General features: G+C 61.6%; 14 protein-coding genes. 6 read left to right on the forward strand and 8 right to left on the reverse strand.

Translation table 11 applies throughout. The annotated features are described in order from the left end of the window. Window positions 1–3: 3 nt before the first annotated feature. From HX792_RS23640 to HX792_RS23655, 4 genes are all read right to left on the reverse strand, one after another. Window positions 4–1,170 (reverse strand): diguanylate cyclase, encoded by a 1,167-nt coding sequence (locus tag HX792_RS23640; RefSeq protein WP_176998358.1) that lies wholly within the window; start codon window positions 1,168–1,170, stop codon window positions 4–6. Window positions 1,171–1,221: 51 nt separating this feature from the next. After that, window positions 1,222–3,459, reverse strand: a complete 2,238-nt coding sequence (gene glgB, locus HX792_RS23645) for a 1,4-alpha-glucan branching protein GlgB (RefSeq protein WP_176998359.1) — start codon at window positions 3,457–3,459, stop codon at window positions 1,222–1,224. Then, a complete protein-coding gene (treS, locus tag HX792_RS23650) occupies window positions 3,456–6,818 on the reverse strand; it encodes a maltose alpha-D-glucosyltransferase (protein WP_176998360.1) in 3,363 nt (1,120 codons plus the stop codon). The genes glgB and treS overlap by 4 nt, the downstream gene beginning before the upstream one ends. A 168-nt stretch (window positions 6,819–6,986) precedes the next feature. Continuing rightward, window positions 6,987–8,975, reverse strand: a complete 1,989-nt coding sequence (locus HX792_RS23655; protein WP_176998361.1) for an alpha-1,4-glucan--maltose-1-phosphate maltosyltransferase — start codon at window positions 8,973–8,975, stop codon at window positions 6,987–6,989. A 203-nt stretch (window positions 8,976–9,178) separates the two neighbouring features. Here HX792_RS23655 and HX792_RS23660 point away from each other — a divergent pair, with 203 nt between their 5' ends. Then, entirely contained in the window at window positions 9,179–9,337 is a 159-nt protein-coding gene (locus HX792_RS23660; RefSeq protein ID WP_176998362.1) for a hypothetical protein, read from the forward strand. 218 nt (window positions 9,338–9,555) lie between these two features. Next, complete coding sequence (locus HX792_RS23665) at window positions 9,556–10,206, forward strand: hypothetical protein (RefSeq protein WP_176998363.1); 651 nt, start codon at window positions 9,556–9,558, stop codon at window positions 10,204–10,206. A gap of 19 nt (window positions 10,207–10,225) precedes the next feature. Here HX792_RS23665 and HX792_RS23670 read toward each other — a convergent pair whose 3' ends face one another. After that, on the reverse strand, window positions 10,226–10,723 hold the full coding sequence (locus tag HX792_RS23670; RefSeq protein ID WP_176998364.1) for an MgtC/SapB family protein: 498 nt from the start codon (window positions 10,721–10,723) through the stop codon (window positions 10,226–10,228). Between the two features lie 121 nt (window positions 10,724–10,844). Here HX792_RS23670 and HX792_RS23675 point away from each other — a divergent pair, with 121 nt between their 5' ends. The 4 genes from HX792_RS23675 to HX792_RS23690 all read left to right on the forward strand — a co-directional run bounded on the left by HX792_RS23675 (window position 10,845) and on the right by HX792_RS23690 (window position 14,809). Then, window positions 10,845–11,084 carry a DUF3203 family protein gene (locus tag HX792_RS23675; RefSeq protein WP_176998365.1) on the forward strand — a complete coding sequence of 80 codons (240 nt, stop codon included), beginning with the start codon at window positions 10,845–10,847 and terminating at the stop codon, window positions 11,082–11,084. Window positions 11,085–11,268: 184 nt separating this feature from the next. Beyond that, window positions 11,269–12,684, forward strand: a complete 1,416-nt coding sequence (ccoG, locus tag HX792_RS23680) for a cytochrome c oxidase accessory protein CcoG (RefSeq protein ID WP_176998366.1) — start codon at window positions 11,269–11,271, stop codon at window positions 12,682–12,684. 158 nt (window positions 12,685–12,842) lie between these two features. Next, window positions 12,843–14,252, forward strand: coding sequence for a GntR family transcriptional regulator MpaR (gene mapR, locus HX792_RS23685; RefSeq protein ID WP_176998367.1), 1,410 nt, complete (start codon window positions 12,843–12,845; stop codon window positions 14,250–14,252). Between the two features lie 92 nt (window positions 14,253–14,344). Then, complete coding sequence (locus HX792_RS23690; protein WP_256349891.1) at window positions 14,345–14,809, forward strand: hypothetical protein; 465 nt, start codon at window positions 14,345–14,347, stop codon at window positions 14,807–14,809. Window positions 14,810–14,821: 12 nt separating this feature from the next. Here HX792_RS23690 and HX792_RS23695 read toward each other — a convergent pair whose 3' ends face one another. From HX792_RS23695 to HX792_RS23705, 3 genes are all read right to left on the reverse strand, one after another. Beyond that, a complete protein-coding gene (locus tag HX792_RS23695; protein ID WP_176998368.1) occupies window positions 14,822–15,568 on the reverse strand; it encodes an SDR family oxidoreductase in 747 nt (248 codons plus the stop codon). 54 nt (window positions 15,569–15,622) lie between these two features. Next, window positions 15,623–17,719: a bifunctional diguanylate cyclase/phosphodiesterase gene (locus tag HX792_RS23700; RefSeq protein WP_176998369.1), complete on the reverse strand. Its 2,097-nt coding sequence runs from the start codon at window positions 17,717–17,719 to the stop codon at window positions 15,623–15,625. A 424-nt stretch (window positions 17,720–18,143) separates the two neighbouring features. Continuing rightward, window positions 18,144–19,559, reverse strand: coding sequence for an efflux transporter outer membrane subunit (locus HX792_RS23705; protein WP_256349892.1), 1,416 nt, complete (start codon window positions 19,557–19,559; stop codon window positions 18,144–18,146). Between the last annotated feature and the right edge of the window lie 107 nt (window positions 19,560–19,666).

A 19,666-nucleotide genomic window follows, 5' to 3' on the forward strand; every position in this document is an offset into this window, starting at 1 on the left:
GCCTTACTCCGCCACCGCCACCTGATTGCGCCCTAGGGCCTTGGCCCGGTACAGCGCCTTGTCGGCGGTGTTCATCAAGCTGTGCAGGTCCTGGTCGAGGCTGCGGGTGGTGGCCACGCCCAGGCTGGCGGTCAGGCCGTGCACGGGTTCGGCGGCCAGGCCGGAAATCGCCTTGATCAGTTGCTCGGCGATGTCGCGGGCGGTTTCCAATGACGTGTTGGGCAACAGCACGGCAAACTCTTCGCCACCCAGGCGGCCGTACACGTCGGCCTGGCGAAACGACGCGCTGATCACCCCGCCAATCTGACGCAACACCTGGTCACCCGCCTGGTGGCCGTAGGTGTCGTTGATGTCCTTGAAGTGGTCCATGTCCATCATCAGCGCACTCAGCGGCTGCTGGTTGTGCCGGCACTGGGCGTACAAGAGTTGGGCATGTTCGAAGAAGGCGCGACGGTTCATCAGCCCGGTGAGCTCGTCGGTCTGTGCGGCGCGGGTGGAGATGTTGTGGGCGCGTTCCATCTGACGGGTCAGGCGGAAGGCTTTTTCCAGGGCATCGGACAATTTGCGCGTGGCGCTGACCACAAAGGTCGAGAACACCAGCACCGCCACCGCCACGCCCACTTGCATCGACGACGGCTGAAACAGCAGCCACAGCGTGCACGGCAGCAACACCAGGCCCATGGAACCCAGGGTCATGTAGCGATAAGCCGAGTAACAGGACACCGCGCTGACCGACATGCCGACGGTAAACAGCATGACCAGCACCTGGGAGACACGGTCGTCGGTGGGCATCACGGCCAGGGCACCCAGGCCCCACACGCCTGCCGACAGCATCAGCGTGATCCAATAGCGGCGCTCCCAACGCTCGGGAGTGCGTTCGATGTTCGGGCAGCGGAACCAGTCCATGAACATCTTGAGGCGTAGCAGCGAGGTAACCGCCAGCACCACCATCCAGATCAGCATGACCTTATGGTCGAAGCGATCCCAGCACAGCCAGCAGAGCATGGCGGCGCCCAGGTAACTGCCGAAAATGGCGGCGAACGACTGACGAAACAGCTGGTGCAAACGGTCCGTTCGCACCTGCTCCTCGATAAAACAATCCTGGTCCCGCCCACGCCCAAGGCCGTTCATGAAATCCGCCTGCTTCGACTGCCACGACAAAGGCGCCATTGTGGCACCCTGCCAGTAGCGCGGACAACAGAATCCAGCACGGTAGAGCCCTTAAAGCGGTTCCGGCCGCAGAATCAGCACGCCAAGGGGCGGCAAATTCAGCGACAGCGACACCGGTTGCCCGTGACGTGGCTCATCCTGAGTGAACACCGCCCCGCCATTGCCGTAGTTGGAGCCGGCATAGGTGTCGGCATCGCTGTTGATCACCTCACTCCAACGCCCGGCAAACGGTACGCCCACGCCATAGGCCTCCCGCGGCACCGGGGTAAAGTTGGCGACCACCAGCACCGGCCGGCCATCCTTGCTCCAGCGCAGCCAGGCGTAGACGCTGTTGATCGCGTCGTCGCCGATCAGCCACTGGAAGCCCTGGGGCGCGTCGTCCTGCTCGTGCAGCGCCGGTTCCTCGCGGTACAGGCGGTTCAAATCGCCCACCAGTTTTTGCACGCCTTTGTGCTCGGCGTATTGCAGCAAGTACCAGTCGAGTTGCTGGTCGTGGTTCCACTCGCGCCACTGGCCGAACTCGCAGCCCATGAACAGCAGTTTCTTGCCCGGGTGCATCCACATGAACGCCAGGTAGGCGCGCAGGTTGGCAAACTTCTGCCAGCGGTCGCCGGGCATCTTGTCGATCAGCGAATGCTTGCCGTGCACCACCTCATCGTGGGAGATCGGCAGGATAAAACGCTCGGACCAGGCGTAGACCAGGCCGAAGCTCAACTCGTTGTGATGATGGGCGCGGTACACCGGATCCTGCTGGATGTAGTGCAGCGAATCGTGCATCCAGCCCATGTTCCACTTGTAGTTGAAGCCCAGGCCACCCTGCTGGGTTGGCTGGCTCACGCCGGGCCAGGCCGTGGACTCTTCGGCGATCACAAGCGCCCCGGGCGCTTCGAGGGCGACCACGTCATTGAGGTGGCGCAAAAAGTCGATGGCTTCCAGGTTCTCGCGGCCGCCATGGCGGTTGGGCACCCACTCACCGGCTTTGCGCGAATAGTCGCGGTAGAGCATCGAGGCCACCGCATCCACGCGCAGGCCGTCCACGTGGAAATGCTTGAGCCAATGCAGGGCCGAGGCCAGCATAAAGCCATGCACTTCGGTGCGACCCAGGTTGTAGATCAAGGTGTCCCAGTCCTGGTGGAAACCTTCCAGCGGGTTGCCGTATTCGTACAGCGCAGTGCCGTCGAACTGCGCCAGGCCGTGGGTATCGGTAGGAAAATGCGCCGGCACCCAGTCAAGGATCACACCGATATCCGCCCGGTGCAGGGCGTCGACAAAGTAGGCAAAGTCTTGCGGCGAACCAAACCGCGCAGTCGGCGCAAATTGTGACAGTGCCTGGTAACCCCACGAGCCGCCGAACGGGTGCTCCATGATCGGCATCAGCTCGACATGGGTGAAGCCCAATTGCTGCACATAGGGGATCAAGCGCTCGGCCAGCTCACGCCAGTTGTATTGGCGTGCCACTTCGCCCGCCTCGTCCAGCTCGGCCTGCCAGGACCCCACGTGCAGTTCGTAAATGGACAGCGGCGCGGTGTGCTTCTGTTTCTCGACCCGCGCCTGCATCCACTCATGGTCTTGCCACTCGACCTGCAGCGGTTCGGCGACCTTTGACGCGGTGTCGGGAGGCAACTGCGTGGCCAGCGCCACTGGGTCAGCCTTGAGCGGCAAAATGCCGTGGCTGCCGAGAATCTCGTACTTGTAGGCCGCTCCCGGTTGCAGGCGTGGGATAAAGATCTCCCACACACCCGACGGATGCCGCAGGCGCATTGGGTGACGGCGACCGTCCCAGATATTGAAGTCGCCCACCACCGACACCCGCCGCGCATTCGGTGCCCACACCGCAAAGCGCACACCCTGCACGCCATCGACGCTGGTCACCTGAGCGCCCAGGCAGCTGCTGAGGTCCCGGTGGTTGCCTTCGGCAAACAGGTACAGGTCCATTTCGCCCAAGAGCAATTGGCTGAAACTGTAGGGATCTTCGGTGATCTGCTCGCCACCGGCCCACTGGATTTTCAGCAGGTAATCCTGGCGCGTGCTGAAGTGGCCGACAAACAAGCCCGGCACCTGGGTCGCATCGAGGCTGCCGATAGGGTCGCCACTGTCGCGTGCCAGTACCTGGACACTCAAGGCTTCCGGCAGGAAGGCGCGGATGAATTGGCCGCCCTGCTCGTCATCATGGGGCCCGAGAATCGAGAACGGGTCATGGTGTTCGGCGCGTACCAGCGCCTCGACATCCTTGGCTGCCGGTAGTGCAGTCAACTTCGGTTGCAGCGGTTCTTTATGTGTAAAGCTCATGACGTCTCCCCACCGCGTGCAGTTTTCGATATAGGTGCTTTCTCACTGGAAGCAATCCCGCTGAGTAACCCGTGCAACCCCTGTAGGGGCACCGGCAACCAGGTCGGGCGGTTTTCCGCTTCGTAGGCCACTTCGTACGCGGCCTTCTCCAGGCTGAACAACGTCAGCGCTGCGTCCTGGCCGTTAGCATCCTGCCAGTCATGCGCCAGTGTAGACGTAGCTGCCTGATAAGCCTGGATAAATGCCTCGCGCGCCTCTTTCAGGTAACGCTCGGTCACCCGTCTGCGCGACAACTCTGCTTCGGACGAGTGATCCACACCCTGCACATTCAGGGCCATGGCCGCCGCGTAATCAAACGAGCGCAGTACGCCACTCACATCTTTATAGGGGCTGTGCTTGCCACGCCGCTCGTGCAACGGGCGCGCCGGCTCCCCTTCAAAGTCGATCAGGTAGGCATCGCCCTGCACCACCAGCACCTGGCCCAGGTGCAAGTCGCCATGCACCCGGATGCGCAGCCCGCCTTTCGTGGCTTTCGCCAAGGCCTGCACGTAACGGCCTATGGCTTTTTCCTGGCCCAGCAATTCACTGACCAGCGCCTGATCGGCGGGGTTCAACCGGGTTTCATGAAGTTTGAGTAATTGCAGCGCCCGGTCGAGCTGGACGCCCACATCCCGGGCCCAGGCCTGGGTGTCCTTCGCCGTGGTCACTTCGGGCGCGAAGTCCTTGTTCGGCGTGCTTGCGCCCAAGACAACGTGCATTTCCCCCAGGCGTTGCCCCAGCAACCCGGCAAAGTCCTGCAACTCGCCAAGGGCGTTGTAGTGCTGTTCCTGCTCGGACATCGCCTCGGCCAGCTCATCCCGAATCGCCCGCTCCAGGCTGTTCTGGGTCCACGCCCACGCGTCGCCCTGATTGCTCAGGTAACCCTGGGCAATCATCAGCAGATTGTCCTGCCCTTGCCCGTCACGGCGGATCACCGCCCCCATCAGCGGCGAGATATTCGGATAACCCGCCTCGGTCAGGTACGCGCTCATTTCCAGTTCGGGGTGCACCCCGGAGGCTACCTTGCGGATCAGCTTGAGCACCAGGCTTTCACCCACCACCACCGAGCTGTTGGATTGTTCGGCCGACAGGTAACGCACCTGCGCCTCATCGGTCAGTTGCAACGCCGCCAGGTGCGGTGTGGCGGCAAAGTGCAAGGGGCCGTCGCTCGAATCGAGCACCGTACCGGCCTGCAGGCCCTGGATGACCGCACGAATAAAATGCTCAAGGCTGAAGGCATCGGTCACCAGCCCGACCTGGCGCGTGCGCCGTACCCGGGCCAGCGCCAACTGCTGGGGCAACGCGGTGGTGAGCTGGTCTTCGGCCAGGAAACCGAGCGGCAGTTGATAGCGGCTGACCTGGCCGTCGCTGGTCACCTCGATTTCACTGAGCAACACCGGGTGCTGCGGGTCGCCAAAGCGCACACCGTAGGCGATATGCACGCGGTCAATGGCGGCGTCCTTGCCGGCAAACCAACGTCGCTTGGGCAGCCAGGCCGGCAATGAGGTGCGCTCAAGGGTGTCGCGGCACGGCGCGTCCAGGAGTTCTTCCATTCGTTTCTTCAGGACCAATGTGGTGAAGTCCGGCATGCTCTGGGCCGGCTCCACATGCCAGCTCGGCATCTGGTTTTCCGCCGCCAGCACGAACCAGTAGAAACCGTAGGGCGCCAACGTCAGCAGGAAATTTAGCTGGCCGATGGGCGGGAAGGCATTCCCGCCGAGCATCTCCACCGGCACCATGCCGGCGAAGGCCGACAGGTCCAGCTCGGCCGCCTGGGCACTGCGCGACACGTTGGCCACGCACAGGATGATCTCGGTGCGGCCGTCCTCCCCAGTGAACTCCCGGGTGTACGCCAGGATGCGCCGGTTGCTCGGCGAGAGCATTTTCAAGCTGCCCCGGCCAAATGCCTTGGATTGCTTGCGCACGGCGAGCATGCGCCGGGTCCAGTTCAACAGCGAGTGCGGGTCTTGGGTCTGGGTCTCGACGTTGACCGATTGATAGCCGTACAGCGGGTCCATGATCGGCGGCAGCACCAGGCTGGCCGGGTTGGCACGGGAGAAACCGCCATTGCGGTCGATGGACCATTGCATCGGCGTGCGTACGCCATCGCGGTCGCCCAGGTAGATGTTGTCGCCCATGCCGATTTCATCGCCGTAATACAGGGTGGGCGTACCGGGCATCGACAGCAGCAGGCTATTGAGCAGTTCGACGCGGCGACGGTCACGCTCCATCAACGGCGCCAGACGCCGGCGAATGCCGAGGTTGATCCGCGCACGACGGTCGGCGGCGTAGTAGTTCCACAGGTAGTCGCGCTCTTTGTCGGTGACCATTTCCAGGGTCAATTCGTCGTGATTGCGCAGGAAGATCGCCCATTGGCAATTGGCTGGGATCTCCGGGGTCTGGCGAAGAATGTCGGTGATAGGAAAGCGATCTTCCTGGGCCAGGGCCATGTACATGCGTGGCATCAGCGGAAAATGGAAGGCCATGTGGCATTCATCGCCGTCGTCGCCTTTTTTGTCGCCAAAATAGAGTTGGGTGTCTTCGGGCCATTGATTGGCTTCGGCCAGCAGCATGCGGTCGGGGTAATGGGCGTCGATCTCGGCGCGGATCTGCTTGAGCACCTGATGGGTTTCGGGAAGGTTCTCGTTGTTGGTGCCGTCACGCTCGATCAGGTACGGAATGGCGTCCAGGCGCAGGCCGTCGATGCCCATGTCCAGCCAGTAGCGCATCACCGACAGCACGGCCTCCATGACTTTCGGGTTGTCGAAATTCAGGTCCGGCTGGTGGGAATAAAAACGGTGCCAGAAGTACTGGCCGGCCACCGGGTCCCAAGTCCAGTTGGACTTTTCGGTGTCGAGAAAAATGATGCGGGTGCCGTCGTACTTCTGGTCGTCATCGGACCACACGTAGAAGTCCCGCGCCGCCGAGCCGGGCTTGGCTTTGCGCGCCCGCTGGAACCAGGGGTGCTGGTCGGACGTATGGTTGATCACCAGCTCGGTGATCACCCGCAGACCACGCTTGTGGGCCTCGGCGATAAAGCGCTTGGCGTCGGCCAGGGTGCCGTAGTCGCTATGCACACCTTGATATTCGGCGATGTCATAGCCGTCGTCGCGCCGTGGCGAGGGGTAGAACGGCAGCAGCCAGATCGTGTTCACGCCCAGGTCGGCGATGTAGTCCAGTTTGGCGATCAGCCCTGGAAAATCACCGATACCGTCGTTATTGGCGTCGAAATAGGATTTGACGTGAACCTGGTAGATCACCGCGTCCTTGTACCAGAGCGGGTCTTTGATGAAGGTGGACGGTGTGGGTTTCTTCGCCATTGGAAACTCCTGGAATTCTTTGACATTTGCCCGATGGAGCACGGTCAATGTGGGAGCTGGCTTGTCGGGTCGCCGCATCGCTGCGATAGCGGTGTGTCAGGGCCAGAAAGGCTGGCTGATAGACCGCTATCGCAGGCAAGCCAGCTCCCACAGGGGTTCTCCATCGGCTCAGGAAACGGTGATACGCCAAATACCGAACGGCATGTGCGGCTCGATACGCATCCATTGGGTCTTGCCGTACCAGGTCCAGCGATGGCCGTTCATCAGGTCTTCGCCCTGGGTCTGGGCATCGTCGGGCAGGCCCAATTCCCACAGCGGCAACTCAAAATTCGCTTCCTGGGCGTTATACGGATCGAGGTTCACCGCCACCAGGATGAAGTTGCTGCCATCCTCGCTGCGCTTGCCGAAATACAGGATGTTGTCATTCCAGGCGTTGTACAGCTTGAGCCCCAGATGGGTGTGCAAGGCCGGGTTTTGCCGGCGGATGCGGTTGAGCTGGGCGATCTCGGCAATGATGTTGCCGGGGGCGGTGAAATCCCTGACGCGGATCTCGTACTTCTCCGAATCCAGGTATTCCTCTTTGCCCGGTACGGGTGCGGCTTCGCACAGCTCAAAGCCCGAATACATGCCCCACAGGCCCGAGCCCATGGTGGCCAGCGCCGCGCGGATCAAGAAACCCGGGCGGCCAGATTCGTGCAGGAAGCCTGGGTTGATATCCGGCGTGTTGACAAAAAAGTTCGGCCGGAAGCACTCGCGCCAGGGCGACTCGTTCAACTGGGTGAAATATTCGCTCAGTTCGGCCTTGGTATTGCGCCAGGTGAAATAGGTGTAGCTCTGGGAATAACCGACCTTGCCCAGCCGCGCCATCATCGCCGGGGTGGTAAAGGCTTCCGCCAGGAAGATCACCTCCGGGTGCTTGGCGCGCACGTCACTGATTAGCCATTGCCAGAACGGCAGCGGCTTGGTGTGCGGGTTGTCGACGCGAAAAGTCTTCACGCCCTCTTCCACCCAGCCCACCACGATGTCACGCAACTCAGTCCACAGGCTCGGAATCGCGTCCGCCGCATAGAAGTCGACGTTGACGATGTCCTGGTATTTCTTCGGCGGGTTTTCCGCATATTTGATCGTGCCGTCCGGCCGCCAGTTGAACCAGCCCGGGTGCTGCTTGAGCCACGGGTGGTCCTGGGAACACTGGATAGCAAAATCCAGGGCGATTTCCAGGCCATGCTCGGCGGCGGCCTTGACCAGGCGGCGGAAGTCTTCGCGGCTGCCCAGTTGCGGGTGAATCGCCTCGTGGCCGCCGTCCTCGCTACCGATGGCGTACGGGCTGCCCGGGTCGTCCGGCCCGGCAGTGAGGGCATTATTGCGGCCCTTGCGGTGGCTGCGACCGATGGGGTGGATCGGCGGGAAGTACAGCACGTCGAAGCCCATATCATGGATCATCGACAGCCGCGAGTGCACGTCATTGAAGGTGCCGTGACGGGAGGGATCGTCGGTGATCGAGCGGGGAAACAGCTCGTACCAACTGGCAAACTGCGCAGCCTCACGCTCCACATCGATCGGGTACACCGTGCTGATGCTCAAATAGGCACGGTGGTCGGCCTGGGTCATCAGGTGTGCACTGTCTTCGTGCAGGAACTGCGCGACCTGCTCGGTTTCCAGCAAGCCCGAGAGTTCATGGTGCAACAGCATCAGACGGTCGCGCAGTTCGTTGTCGCTGCGCTCGGCCGCTTGCAGCACCAGGCTGCGCCCCTCCTGCAACTCCAGGCTGACCGGCACGCCGGCCTCGTGTTTCTTGCGCAGTTCGTAGCAGAAACTGGCGAAGGTATCGATCCAGGCCTCGATGCAATATTCGTGGGGCCCAAGCGCTTCGACGGTAAACGCCCCCTCCCAGCCATTGTTGCCCACGTCAGTCATCACCACGCTGTGCCAGCTTTCATCGCGCAGCGGGCGCCAGCGGATCAAGACAGCGAGATTGTCATGACCGTCGGCGAACACCTTGCTGGTCACGTGAACCCGCTGGCCAACCACGGCCTTGACGGCAAATTCGCCGCCGTCGATCACGGGTGTGGTGCTTTCGATGGCGATCCTGGGCAACAGCAAGGCCTGGGACAGCGGCAATATGGAATCGTCTGGAGCCAGTGTTTCAGCAGTCATCGAGCATCTTCCCCTTACGCCCTGTGGACGCTCTTTGCTTGATCCGAATTCTGATACGGCGAAGCTCTCCCTGAGCGGGCCGTCATAGGTCCGAGCCCGGGCCCCGGTTAAAAGTTCAGGTGGATGTGCCGCCATTGAGCGGGGAATCAATTCACCGCGCCGGCTGTCCACCGATAGAGCAAAGCACAAAGGAGGCCACACCGATGAATATCCCGATCCCGGCTGAAACGCCGGACCCGAATATCGACAACCCGACCCTGCCGCCCAGCGAACCAGAGCCGATTCCGGAGAAAGAACCGCCTGAAAACGAGCCGCCTGCGGTGGAGGAACCGCCGACGACAATGCCGCCTGTCATTGTTTGAAACGCTCATACACGCAGGGGCTCGGTGCTCGACGCCGGGCCCTTTTCAGCACCTGCGTATGAGAGCCGTCCTTTCACTACAATTAGCGAAATGCCTTACAGCACTATCGGTCTACACCCCGCTTTACCACGATTCGACGTCCTTATACTCGTGTGCGTAAACGCTCTGGTCAGGTTGCTGGCAGTAGCGTTTTGTTGAACTCCCACGAGGCCAAAACCATGTCGATCATCAATCCGCATTACGTCCCCCCTGCCGGTGCTGGGCAAAACACCAACGTGCCGCCACGCCACTCATCACCGCCCGCCAATCTCCCGAATCCAACACCGAGCTCTGGCCCAAACTGGTCCACACCGCCCACGCAGCCTGCCCCGGGAAAAGGGGATAAGACCGTCAATGAATTGAACGCACTGCTGACCCCGGAAAACATCGAAGAACTCATGAACAACCCCGACTCGGACAAGTCGCGTGCGATCCTCACCCAGCTCCGCCCACTCATGACCCAAGCCAATATCAGCCAATGTTTGCAAGGTCCAAATGCTGAAGCGAACGCCAAGACTCTTGAAAAAATTGGCGAGCGTCTAGACAAGAACAAGCTCGAAGCCAACCAGAATTCATGCCTCAAAGGGTTAGGTGATAAATACCTGCATCAGGCCAAATACAGAAATCTCGAAATGCTATTTAAAGCATTCGATGCGGAGCTTGGCGATTTCGCCAACTTTTTAAGCAGCTCGAATGAAAACCTGAAAAACCTCAAGACGCGAATGTTCGGGACGAAAGCTAACACCAAAGAGTTGAACGATTTCGGTGGCCGCCTGAGCAAAGGTAAAATCGAAAAGATGCGACGCGAAGGCCCAGGCGGCCAAAGCTGAGTCAATGCTTTAACCCCGCTCACGGTTCCTTTTCGAGCAGTTTGACGATCCTCGGCATCAGGCTGAAGACCGCCAGGGCCAGCAACGTACTCAGCACCGCCGTCGACTCGCGCCCCAGCCCCGCCGCCACACCGATGGCGGCCGTCATCCACAACCCGGCTGCGGTGGTCAGGCCCTTGACGTGCTGTCCCGCCTCATCCTCCTTGCCTTTGAGGATGGTGCCAGCCCCGAGGAACCCGATCCCCGCAATCACACCCTGCAACACCCGGCTCATGGCATCCGCCTGGCTGCCAGACATCTGCGGTACCAACACAAACAGGGCAGCCCCCAAGGCCACCAGCATATGGGTGCGCACCCCGGCCGCCTTGCCCTTGCTCTCTCGTTCAAACCCGAGGATGCCGCCCAGCACAGCGGCAATCAGCAGGCGCACGGTAATCTGTGTCACCTGCCGGGCATCGCCGATATCGGCGAATTCGGCCTGCAGGGTTTGCCACACTTCATGCCACCAGGCGTCCATGGATGCGTTCCTTTGTCGTTATGGGTAATGGATGGACAGCGGCGACCGTCAGTCAGTTGCCTGGAACGTTGGAGGACCTGGCCAAGCCCAATCTTTACCAGCCTGAGAAAAGGAACGTGTCATGCCTGTACGTATCGAAAGCCACACCTGCCGCTTCAAGGTCGATGAGAACGGCCAGGAACAGAGCCTGCCCGCTGAGCAAGTGACGGTGAGCACCGACAGCGCCAAAGCCATGTCATTTGTGCAACTGGGCGCCGACCGGGTGTACATCACAGAAGCCGAGGCCGACGCCTTGACCGTTGCCGGCGCCAAGGACGGGCGTAAGCACTTGAAGGCCACCGACAGTGATTCGGTGATTTGATTGATCTGTATCAGCACCTTCGTCAATGGCCTGCACCCCTTGCGGCACGGGGTGCAGCACATTGTCGCAGGCGGTGAAACGCGCTTCATCTGATCCGCTTTTTATCGCAATAGCTGAGTCTGTTATGCAAACAGAGCGCCGGTCATAGTTCATTCGCCTGATGGAGGCTGATGAGCAAACGACCATGAGCGAAAGAATCCCCGTCCGAACCGTGGAAATCCATGAGCCTGCGCACCCAAAGAAGGTGAAGGCCAAATCCAGCGACACCCTGATCCATACCCGCAGTTTCACCGGCTTGTTCCGCACCTTGCGCGTCAGTGGTGCAGGCTTTCTGTTCCTGGCCTTCTTCGGCACGGTGTGGCTGAACTGGGGCGGTCGCCAGGCTGTGCTGTGGGACCTGGCTGAAAGCAAGTTCCACATCTTTGGCGCCACCTTCTGGCCCCAGGATTTCATCCTGCTGTCGGCCCTGCTGATCATCTGTGCCTTTGGCCTGTTTGCGATCACCGTGTTTGCCGGGCGTGTGTGGTGCGGCTACACCTGCCCGCAAAGTTCGTTCACCTGGCTGTTCATGTGGTGCGAAAAGGTCACCGAGGGCGAGCGCAACCAACGCATCAAACTGCAGGCCGCGCCCTGGAGCCTGAACAAACTGGCACGGCGCTCGGCCAAGCACACCTTGTGGCTGGGCATCAGCGTGTTGACCGGCCTGACGTTTGTCGGCTACTTCACCCCCGTGCGCCCCCTGGCTGAAGAGCTGCTGACCTGGCAAATGGGCGGCGTAAGCCTGTTCTGGGTGCTGTTCTTTACCGGCGCCACCTACATCAATGCCGGTTGGCTGCGTGAAGCAGTGTGCATGCACATGTGTCCGTATGCGCGATTCCAAAGCGTGATGTTCGACAAGGACACCCTGACCATTTCCTACGATGCGGCCCGTGGCGAAAACCGTGGCCCGCGCAAACGTGAGGTCAAGCCCGCCGACGTCGGCCTGGGTGACTGCATCGACTGCCAGCTGTGCGTGCAGGTGTGCCCCACCGGTATCGACATCCGGGACGGCCTGCAAATGGAGTGCATCGGCTGCGCCGCCTGCATCGATGCCTGCGATTCGATCATGGACAAGATGGGTTACGCCCGTGGCCTGGTCAGCTACACCTCCGAACATCAGTTGCAAGGTGGCAAGACTCACCTGCTCAGGCCACGCCTGATCGGCTACAGTGCGGTGCTGCTGGTGATGATTGCGGCGTTGGTGGTGGCGTTGATCGAACGACCAATGGTGTCGCTGGACGTGACCAAGGACCGTGGCATGTTCCGTGAGAACAGCCAGGGCCTGATCGAAAACATCTACAGCCTCAAGGTCATCAACAAGACCCAGCAACGCCAGGACTACCGCCTGGAACTGGTGGATGCCGAAGGTTTCCAGCTGCAGGGTAAGACCGAGATCAGCCTGGCCCCGGGGGAAATCAGCGATGTGCCGGTGTCGGTGGCGCTGCTGGCCGACAAGCCGGCGAGCAGTTCGCAGACGTTGCGCTTCAAGGTCACGGATGTGGATGAGCCGTGGATCTACAGTGCCGCCGACAGCCGCTTTGTGGCGCCATTGAACCGCTGAGGTCTATCCAGATCTGTGAAAATCCAACTGTGGGAGCGGGCTTGCCCGCGATAGCGTCAGGTCAGCCAGCACTGCCGTCGGATGTGCCACCGTCATCGCAGGCAAGCCAGCTCCCACATGTTGCCCGGCGTCAATTTCAACACGTTAATTAGGCCCCCATGAAACGCTACGAAAAATTCGCCGATGACATCGCAGAACTGATCCGCTCCGGGGTGCTTGGCCCCGGCCAGCGCGTGCCGTCGGTGCGCTATGCCAGCCAGACCTACGGCGTCAGCCCGTCCACGGTGTTCCAGGCCTACTACCTGCTGGAGCGGCGCGGGCTGATTCGCGCACGGCCGCGTTCGGGCTACTTTGTGAATACCCATGCGCCCAGCCCGTTTTCCGAACCGGTGGTAAGCGAACAGGTGCACGAGTCCACCGAAGTCGACGTCAGCGAACTGGTGTTCTCGGTGCTCGACTCGATCAAGGACCCGAACACCGTGCCGTTCGGCTCGGCGTTCCCCAGCCCCATGCTGTTCCCGCTGCCGCGCCTGGCCCGCTCCCTGGCCAGCGCCAGCCGCGAGATGGACCCGCGCCTGGTGGTCACCGATATGTCGCCGGGCAACCCGCAACTGCGTCGGCAGATCGCCCTGCGCTACATGGTCGGCGGCCTGATGCTGCCGATGGAAGAACTGCTGATCACCAATGGCGCCCTGGAGGCACTCAACCTGTGCCTGCAAGCAGTGACGGAACCCGGCGATCTGGTAGCGATTGAAGCCCCGGCGTTCTACGCCTGCCTGCAGGTGCTGGAGCGCCTGAAACTCAAAGCCGTGGAAATCCCCGTGCACCCGCGCGACGGCATTGACCTCAACGCCCTGGCCCAGAGCCTCGAGCGCTATCCGATCAAGGCCTGCTGGACCATGACCAGCTTCCAGAACCCCATGGGCGCCACCCTGCCCGAAGCCAAGAAACAAGCACTGGTGGAACTGCTGCGCAGCCATCAGGTGCCACTGATCGAAGACGACGTGTACGCCGAGCTGTATTACGGGCAGCAGGCACCGAAACCGGCCAAGGCCTTCGACACGGAAGGGCTGGTGATGCATTGCGGTTCGTTTGCCAAGAGCCTGGCGCCGGGTTATCGCGTGGGCTGGGTGGCGGCCGGGCGCTTTGCGCAGAAAGTCGAGCGCCTGAAGCTGATGACCTCGTTGTGCCCCTCAATGCCGGCCCAGGCGGCGATTGCCGACTACCTGCAACATGGCGGGTATGACCGGCACTTGCGCAAATTGCGCTATGCCCTGGAAGAACAGCAAAGTGCGATGTTGGCGGCGATTGCGCGCTACTTTCCGGCACAAACCCGGGTCAGCCAGCCGGCTGGAGGTTATTTCCTGTGGCTGGAACTGCCGGAGCAGACCGACTCGCTGAAATTGTTCCAGATGGCGTTGGCGCAAGGCATCAGCATCGCACCAGGGCCGATCTTCTCGGCGACCCAGCGCTTTCGCAACTGCATTCGCCTGAACTATGGCAGCCCATGGACCGAGGCATCGGAGAAAGCAATGGAGACATTGGGGCGGATCGTGCGGTCATTTTGAGCCGGAACCGAATCAAGGAAATGGCCACACAGGAGGGCGCATTCTTCTCTTATTGAAGATTGCACCTTCCCTGGTTCAATGTTGAGTTCCTCATGAGCATGCCTATTCGCACGGGCCTTCCACGGCCACCCATCCCCCCCAACTACATGCGTGCAGCCGAACAGAAACAAGTGCGCGAGATGACCAGCCCGATGGGACGCCCGGCCGGCGACCATCGCTCGGCAGAACGGATCATCGAACAAAGCCCGGTGCTGAGGCGCTTACTGGACAACCACGACAACTACCACGTGCTTGATGAATTGATGATGCAGGTGGGTGACTGGACCGAGGCCAACCCCGACCCGGAATCCAGGGCAAACGCGGCCTACGACCTGGACAAAGTCCTGCGCTTCATCGACAACGTCGACGACCGCGCCCTCAGTTGCAGCCGAAACCGCAATGGCTATATCGACGGTTTTTGCACAAATGGCTATGGCACCGCCCACAACTCGGAGGCCCGCCTGTTGCAGGCCTTTTCCTATAAAGGCTACGAGATTCTGCGCTACCTGCCGACCTGACCACCCACGCCCTTAGCGGCCGCCGCCCAAATCCAGAAAGGTGCCGGTGGTATACGAGGCTTTGTCCGACAGCAACCAGATAATCGCCTCGGCCACTTCATCCGGGCGCCCGCCGCGCGCCATGGGGATGCCCGACTCGAGTTTGCTGACACGGTCCGGATCGCCACTGAGGGCATGGAAGTCAGTAAAGATATAGCCAGGACGTACGGCGTTGACCCGAATGCCCTCACCTGCCACTTCCTTGGACAGGCCCACGGTGAAGGTGTCGAGCGCGCCTTTGGACGCGGCATAGTCGACGTACTCGCCCGGCGACCCCAGGCGCGCCGCGACCGACGACACGTTGACAATGCTGCCGCCCTGCCCGCCATGCTTGGGCGACATGCGCAGCACCGCATGCTTGGCACACAGGATCGGGCCCAGCACGTTGGTCTTCATGATCTTGAGAATGCGGAACTCGGACATTTCATCGACCCGCGACTTATGCCCCACGGTACCGGCATTGTTGACCAGCGCAGTGACTCGGCCCAGCTCGGCATCGACGCGGTGGAACAGGCCGATCACTTCATCCTCGATGCTCACATCGGCGCGCACAGTGATCGCCTGGGCACCCAGCGCACGGACCTGCTCCAGCACGCGATGGGCCGCCTCTTCGTCAGACTGGTAGTTGATGCAGATGCGATAGCCCTGGCGCGCCGCCAGCAAGGCCGTCTCGGCGCCAATCCCACGACTGCCCCCGGTGATGATGACGACTTTGTCCATGCGTGTGGTCTCCTGATTCAACCTGATGTGTATGGCTGGATCCAAGAATACCTGTCACGCACGGCTTTTGTCAGGGGCTACGGCGTCTTCGGCGCGCTGGATATCGGCCATGAATCCATCGGCAGGCAGCGGGTGCCCCAACAGGTAGCCTTGCAGGGAATTACACCCCAGGCGCGTCAGGAAGTTCTGCTGCACATCGGTCTCCACGCCTTCGGCCACAATACGCAGGCCCAGAGCCTGGCCCAAGGCGACGATGGCTGAAACGATGGCGGCGTCGTCGCTGTCGTGCTCCAGATCGCGCACGAAGCCCCGGTCAATCTTCAATTCGTTGGCCGGCAGGCGCTTGAGGTACATAAGGCTGGAGTAGCCGGTACCGAAATCATCGATGGACAGGTCGACGCCCATGTCGGAGAGCTGTTGCAACACCGTCATGCTCGCGTCGGCGTCGCTCATGGCGGTGGTCTCGGTGATTTCCAGGGTCAGGCTGTTGGCCGGCAACTGGTGACGCTCCAGTGCAGTGGCCACGCTCTTGACCAGCCCGGCGTGACAGAACTGCAAGGCCGACAGGTTCACCGCAATGCGCCAGTCCTCATAGCCCTGGGCGTACCACAGCGCCATCTGGCGACAGGCTTCGTTGAGCACCCATTCGCCAATCGGAATGATCAGCCCGGTCTTTTCCGCCAGCTCGATAAACATCGCCGGCAACAACAGGCCCTGTTGCGGATGCTCCCAACGCAACAAGGCCTCGGCGCCCACCGCGATACCACTGACCGCGTCGAACTTGGGCTGGTAATACAAACGGAACTGCTCGTGCTCGACGGCGTTGCGCAAGTCCTGCAACAACTGCAATTGCTTGCGCGCATTGGTGTTCATCGACACATCGAAGAAGCTGTAGCCGTTCTTGCCCATGCCCTTGGCGTGGTACATCGCGGCATCGGCGTTCATCAACAGTTCCTGGGGGTTGTTACCGTTCCCCGGGAACATGGCAATGCCGACGCTGGCCGAAATCTTCAATTCGTGTTCCGCCACCTTGAACGCGCGATTGATCAGGCCCACCTGGCGCTCGGCCAGGCCCATGGCGTCATCGGGCTGGCTCAGTTGCACCAGCAGCACGAATTCATCGCCGCCGATACGCGCCAGGGTGTCCTGGCCGCGCAGGTCTTCCCGCAGACGCAGGCCGACTTCGCGCAGCAACTGGTCGCCCATGTGGTGACCGAAGGCGTCGTTGACCGGCTTGAAGCCATCCAGGTCGATAAACATCAACGCAAAGCAACCGCCCTGCTCCTTCACTGCCTGAATGGCCTGCTGGATACGGTCGGCCAACAAGGTGCGATTGGGCAGGCCAGTGAGCATGTCGTGCAGCGCCAGGTGAGTCAGTTCCTGGTTGGCCAGGGTCAGGGAATCGGCCAGCACCGCCGTGCGGGCTTCCAGGCGAGCGTCGAGCAACGAGGTTAGCAGTGCGATGATCAACACCGCCAACGAGGTCACCAACACCACGTTGTCCAGGCCTTTACCGCTCAGGCCGGTCAGCGCCGCGCCACAGAAACTCTCGTCGGCAAAGCGTGCGGCGGCCATGCCGGTGTAGTGCATACCGACGATTGCCACGCCCATCACCACCGCCGCGCCGCCGCGCGCCAGGCGCACGTACGGGGTGTTGCGCCGCAGGTTGTGGGCGATCCACAGCGCCGCACCGGACGCCACCACAGCGATCAGCAACGAAGCGCCAAACAAGGTGGGGTCGTAATCAATGCCGGGGGTCATGCGCATGGCGGCCATGCCGGTGTAGTGCATGCTGCTGATGCCGGCGCCCATGACCAATGCGCCAAACGCCAGTTGCCAGGCGAGCAAGCGGGGTTGGTTGATCAGCCATAATGCAAAGCCACTGGAGAGCACCGCGATCAACAGCGACAGCGCGGTAATGCCCACGTCAAAGCCCAGGGCGAACGGCAGGCGCAACGCCAACATGCCGATAAAGTGCATGGACCACACGCCCACCCCCATCGCCACGGCCCCGCCGGTCATCCACAGGTACACCGCGCGGCCTTTGGTGGTCGCGATGCGACCGGCCAGGTCCAGGGCGGTATAGGACGCCAGGATCGCGACGAACAAGGAGATCACGACAAGAGAGGGAGAATAACTACCGATGAGCATGGGACTTCTCAAAACCGACGGGCCTGAAAAGCCCGTGCCAGGTGGCAAAGCGAGCGATTGTAGCGAGAATAATTCTTGTACAGTTGAATTATTAGCGTATAGCCATCACTGGCATTTTGACGTCAATCTACCGACTCAAAACCGAAGGAAATTCGGCGCGAAATTGAATCCAAATATGGGGTTTGTGTGGGAGCTGGCTTGCCTGCGATAGCGGTGCATCAGCTACCGCATAAGTCGACTGGACCACCGCGATCGCCGGCAAGCCGGCTCCTACAGGGGTCGGTGGTGTACCCAGTTTCCCGGCCGGGCATAGATCCAAATGTGGGAGCTGGCCTGCCTGCGATAGCATCGCCTCGTTGCACCTGACCACCGAGTCGCCTGTATCGCAGGCAAGCCAGCTCCCACACAAGCCTGGCTCCCACACTCAGTCAGCCTTCACATCCGTGTTGCCATCCCAACCGCCACCCAGCGCGGCGATCAGTTGCACACTGGCGACCAATCGAGTCTGCAGCAGGGTCAGCACCGTGCGCTCGTTGCTCAGCGCCGTGGCCTGTACGGTAACCACATCCAGGTAGGCGATCAGGCCGGCCTTGTACTGGTTCTGGGTCAGGCGCAGGGATTCGCGTGCAGCGGCCAGCGCTTCGTTGCTGACCACGGCCTCGTCTTCCAGCACCTTGAGCTGCACCATGTAGTTTTCCACTTCACGGAAGCCGTCGAGCACGGTCTGGCGGTACTTGGCCACGGTTTCGTCATAGCTGGCGATGCTGCGGTCGACTTCGGCCGAACGCTGGCCGCCGTCGAACAGGGTCATGGCCAGTTTGGGCCCCACCGACCAGAAACGGTTCGGCAGGCTGATCCAGTCGGCGTAGGTGCTGCTCGAATAGCCACCGGCCAGGCTGAGGGTCAGGTCCGGGTAGTAGGCGGCCTTGGCCACGCCAATGTTGGCGTTGGCGGCGATCACCGAACGTTCGGCCGAGGCGATGTCCGGACGGCGTTCCAGCAGCTGCGACGGCAGGCTCGCCGGAATCTGCGGCAACGCCGGGATGCTTTGGCTGACGGCCAGGTTGAAGTTGGCCGGCGCCTCGCCGATCAACACCGCGATGGCGTTTTCCAGCTGGGCGCGCTGCCAGATCAGGTCGATCAGGCTGGCCTGGGTGGTCTTGAGCTGGGTTTGCGCCTGGGCGATGGCGTCCTTGCCGGAAATGCCGGCACGGTATTGGTTTTCGGTCATGGTCAGCGAACGCTGGTAGGCGTCCAATGTGGCTTGCAGCAGACGGGTCTGTTCGTCCATGACTCGCAGTTGCAGGTAGTCCTGCACCAGTTCCGATTGCTGGCTCAGGCGCATCGCCGCCAAGTCCGCCGAGCTGGCTTCGGCCGTGGCTTCATTGGCTTCCAGGCCTCGGCGCAGCTTGCCCCAGACGTCGGCTTCCCAACTCACACCCAGTTGAGCATTGAGGGTGTCACGGATACCGCTGCTGGAACTGCTCAGGCTGGCATTGCTGCTGCCGGTGCCCTGGCTGGCGCGGGTTTTACCGGCGCTCAGGTCCACCGTCGGGAAAAACGCGCCACGGGCACTGCGCACCTGGGCCTGGGCCTGGCGAAAGCGCGCTTCGGCCTGGGCGACGGTTTGGTTGGAAGTGTTCAGGCGCACCACCAGGTCATTGAGCTGAGGGTCGCCGTAGAGCTCCCACCAGGCGCCACGGGCCAGGGAGTCGCTGGGGGTGGCTTGGCGCCAGCCCTGGGCTTCCTTGAATTGCGCCGGTTCGATGACGTCCGGGCGTTTGTAGTCGGGGCCGATGGCGCAGGCGCTGAGCAGCAGGGCCAACCCGACGGTAGGCATCAGCTTGCTCGCGAAGGTGGTCAACGAGCGTGCGCTCAATCCGCCGGTTCGCGGTGCCTGGGCGTTTTTCGCCGGCAAGCCGGCTCCTACAGGGAGCATCGCAGCAG

Source organism: Pseudomonas sp. B6002, from assembly GCF_013385985.1.
Lineage (GTDB): Bacteria > Pseudomonadota > Gammaproteobacteria > Pseudomonadales > Pseudomonadaceae > Aquipseudomonas.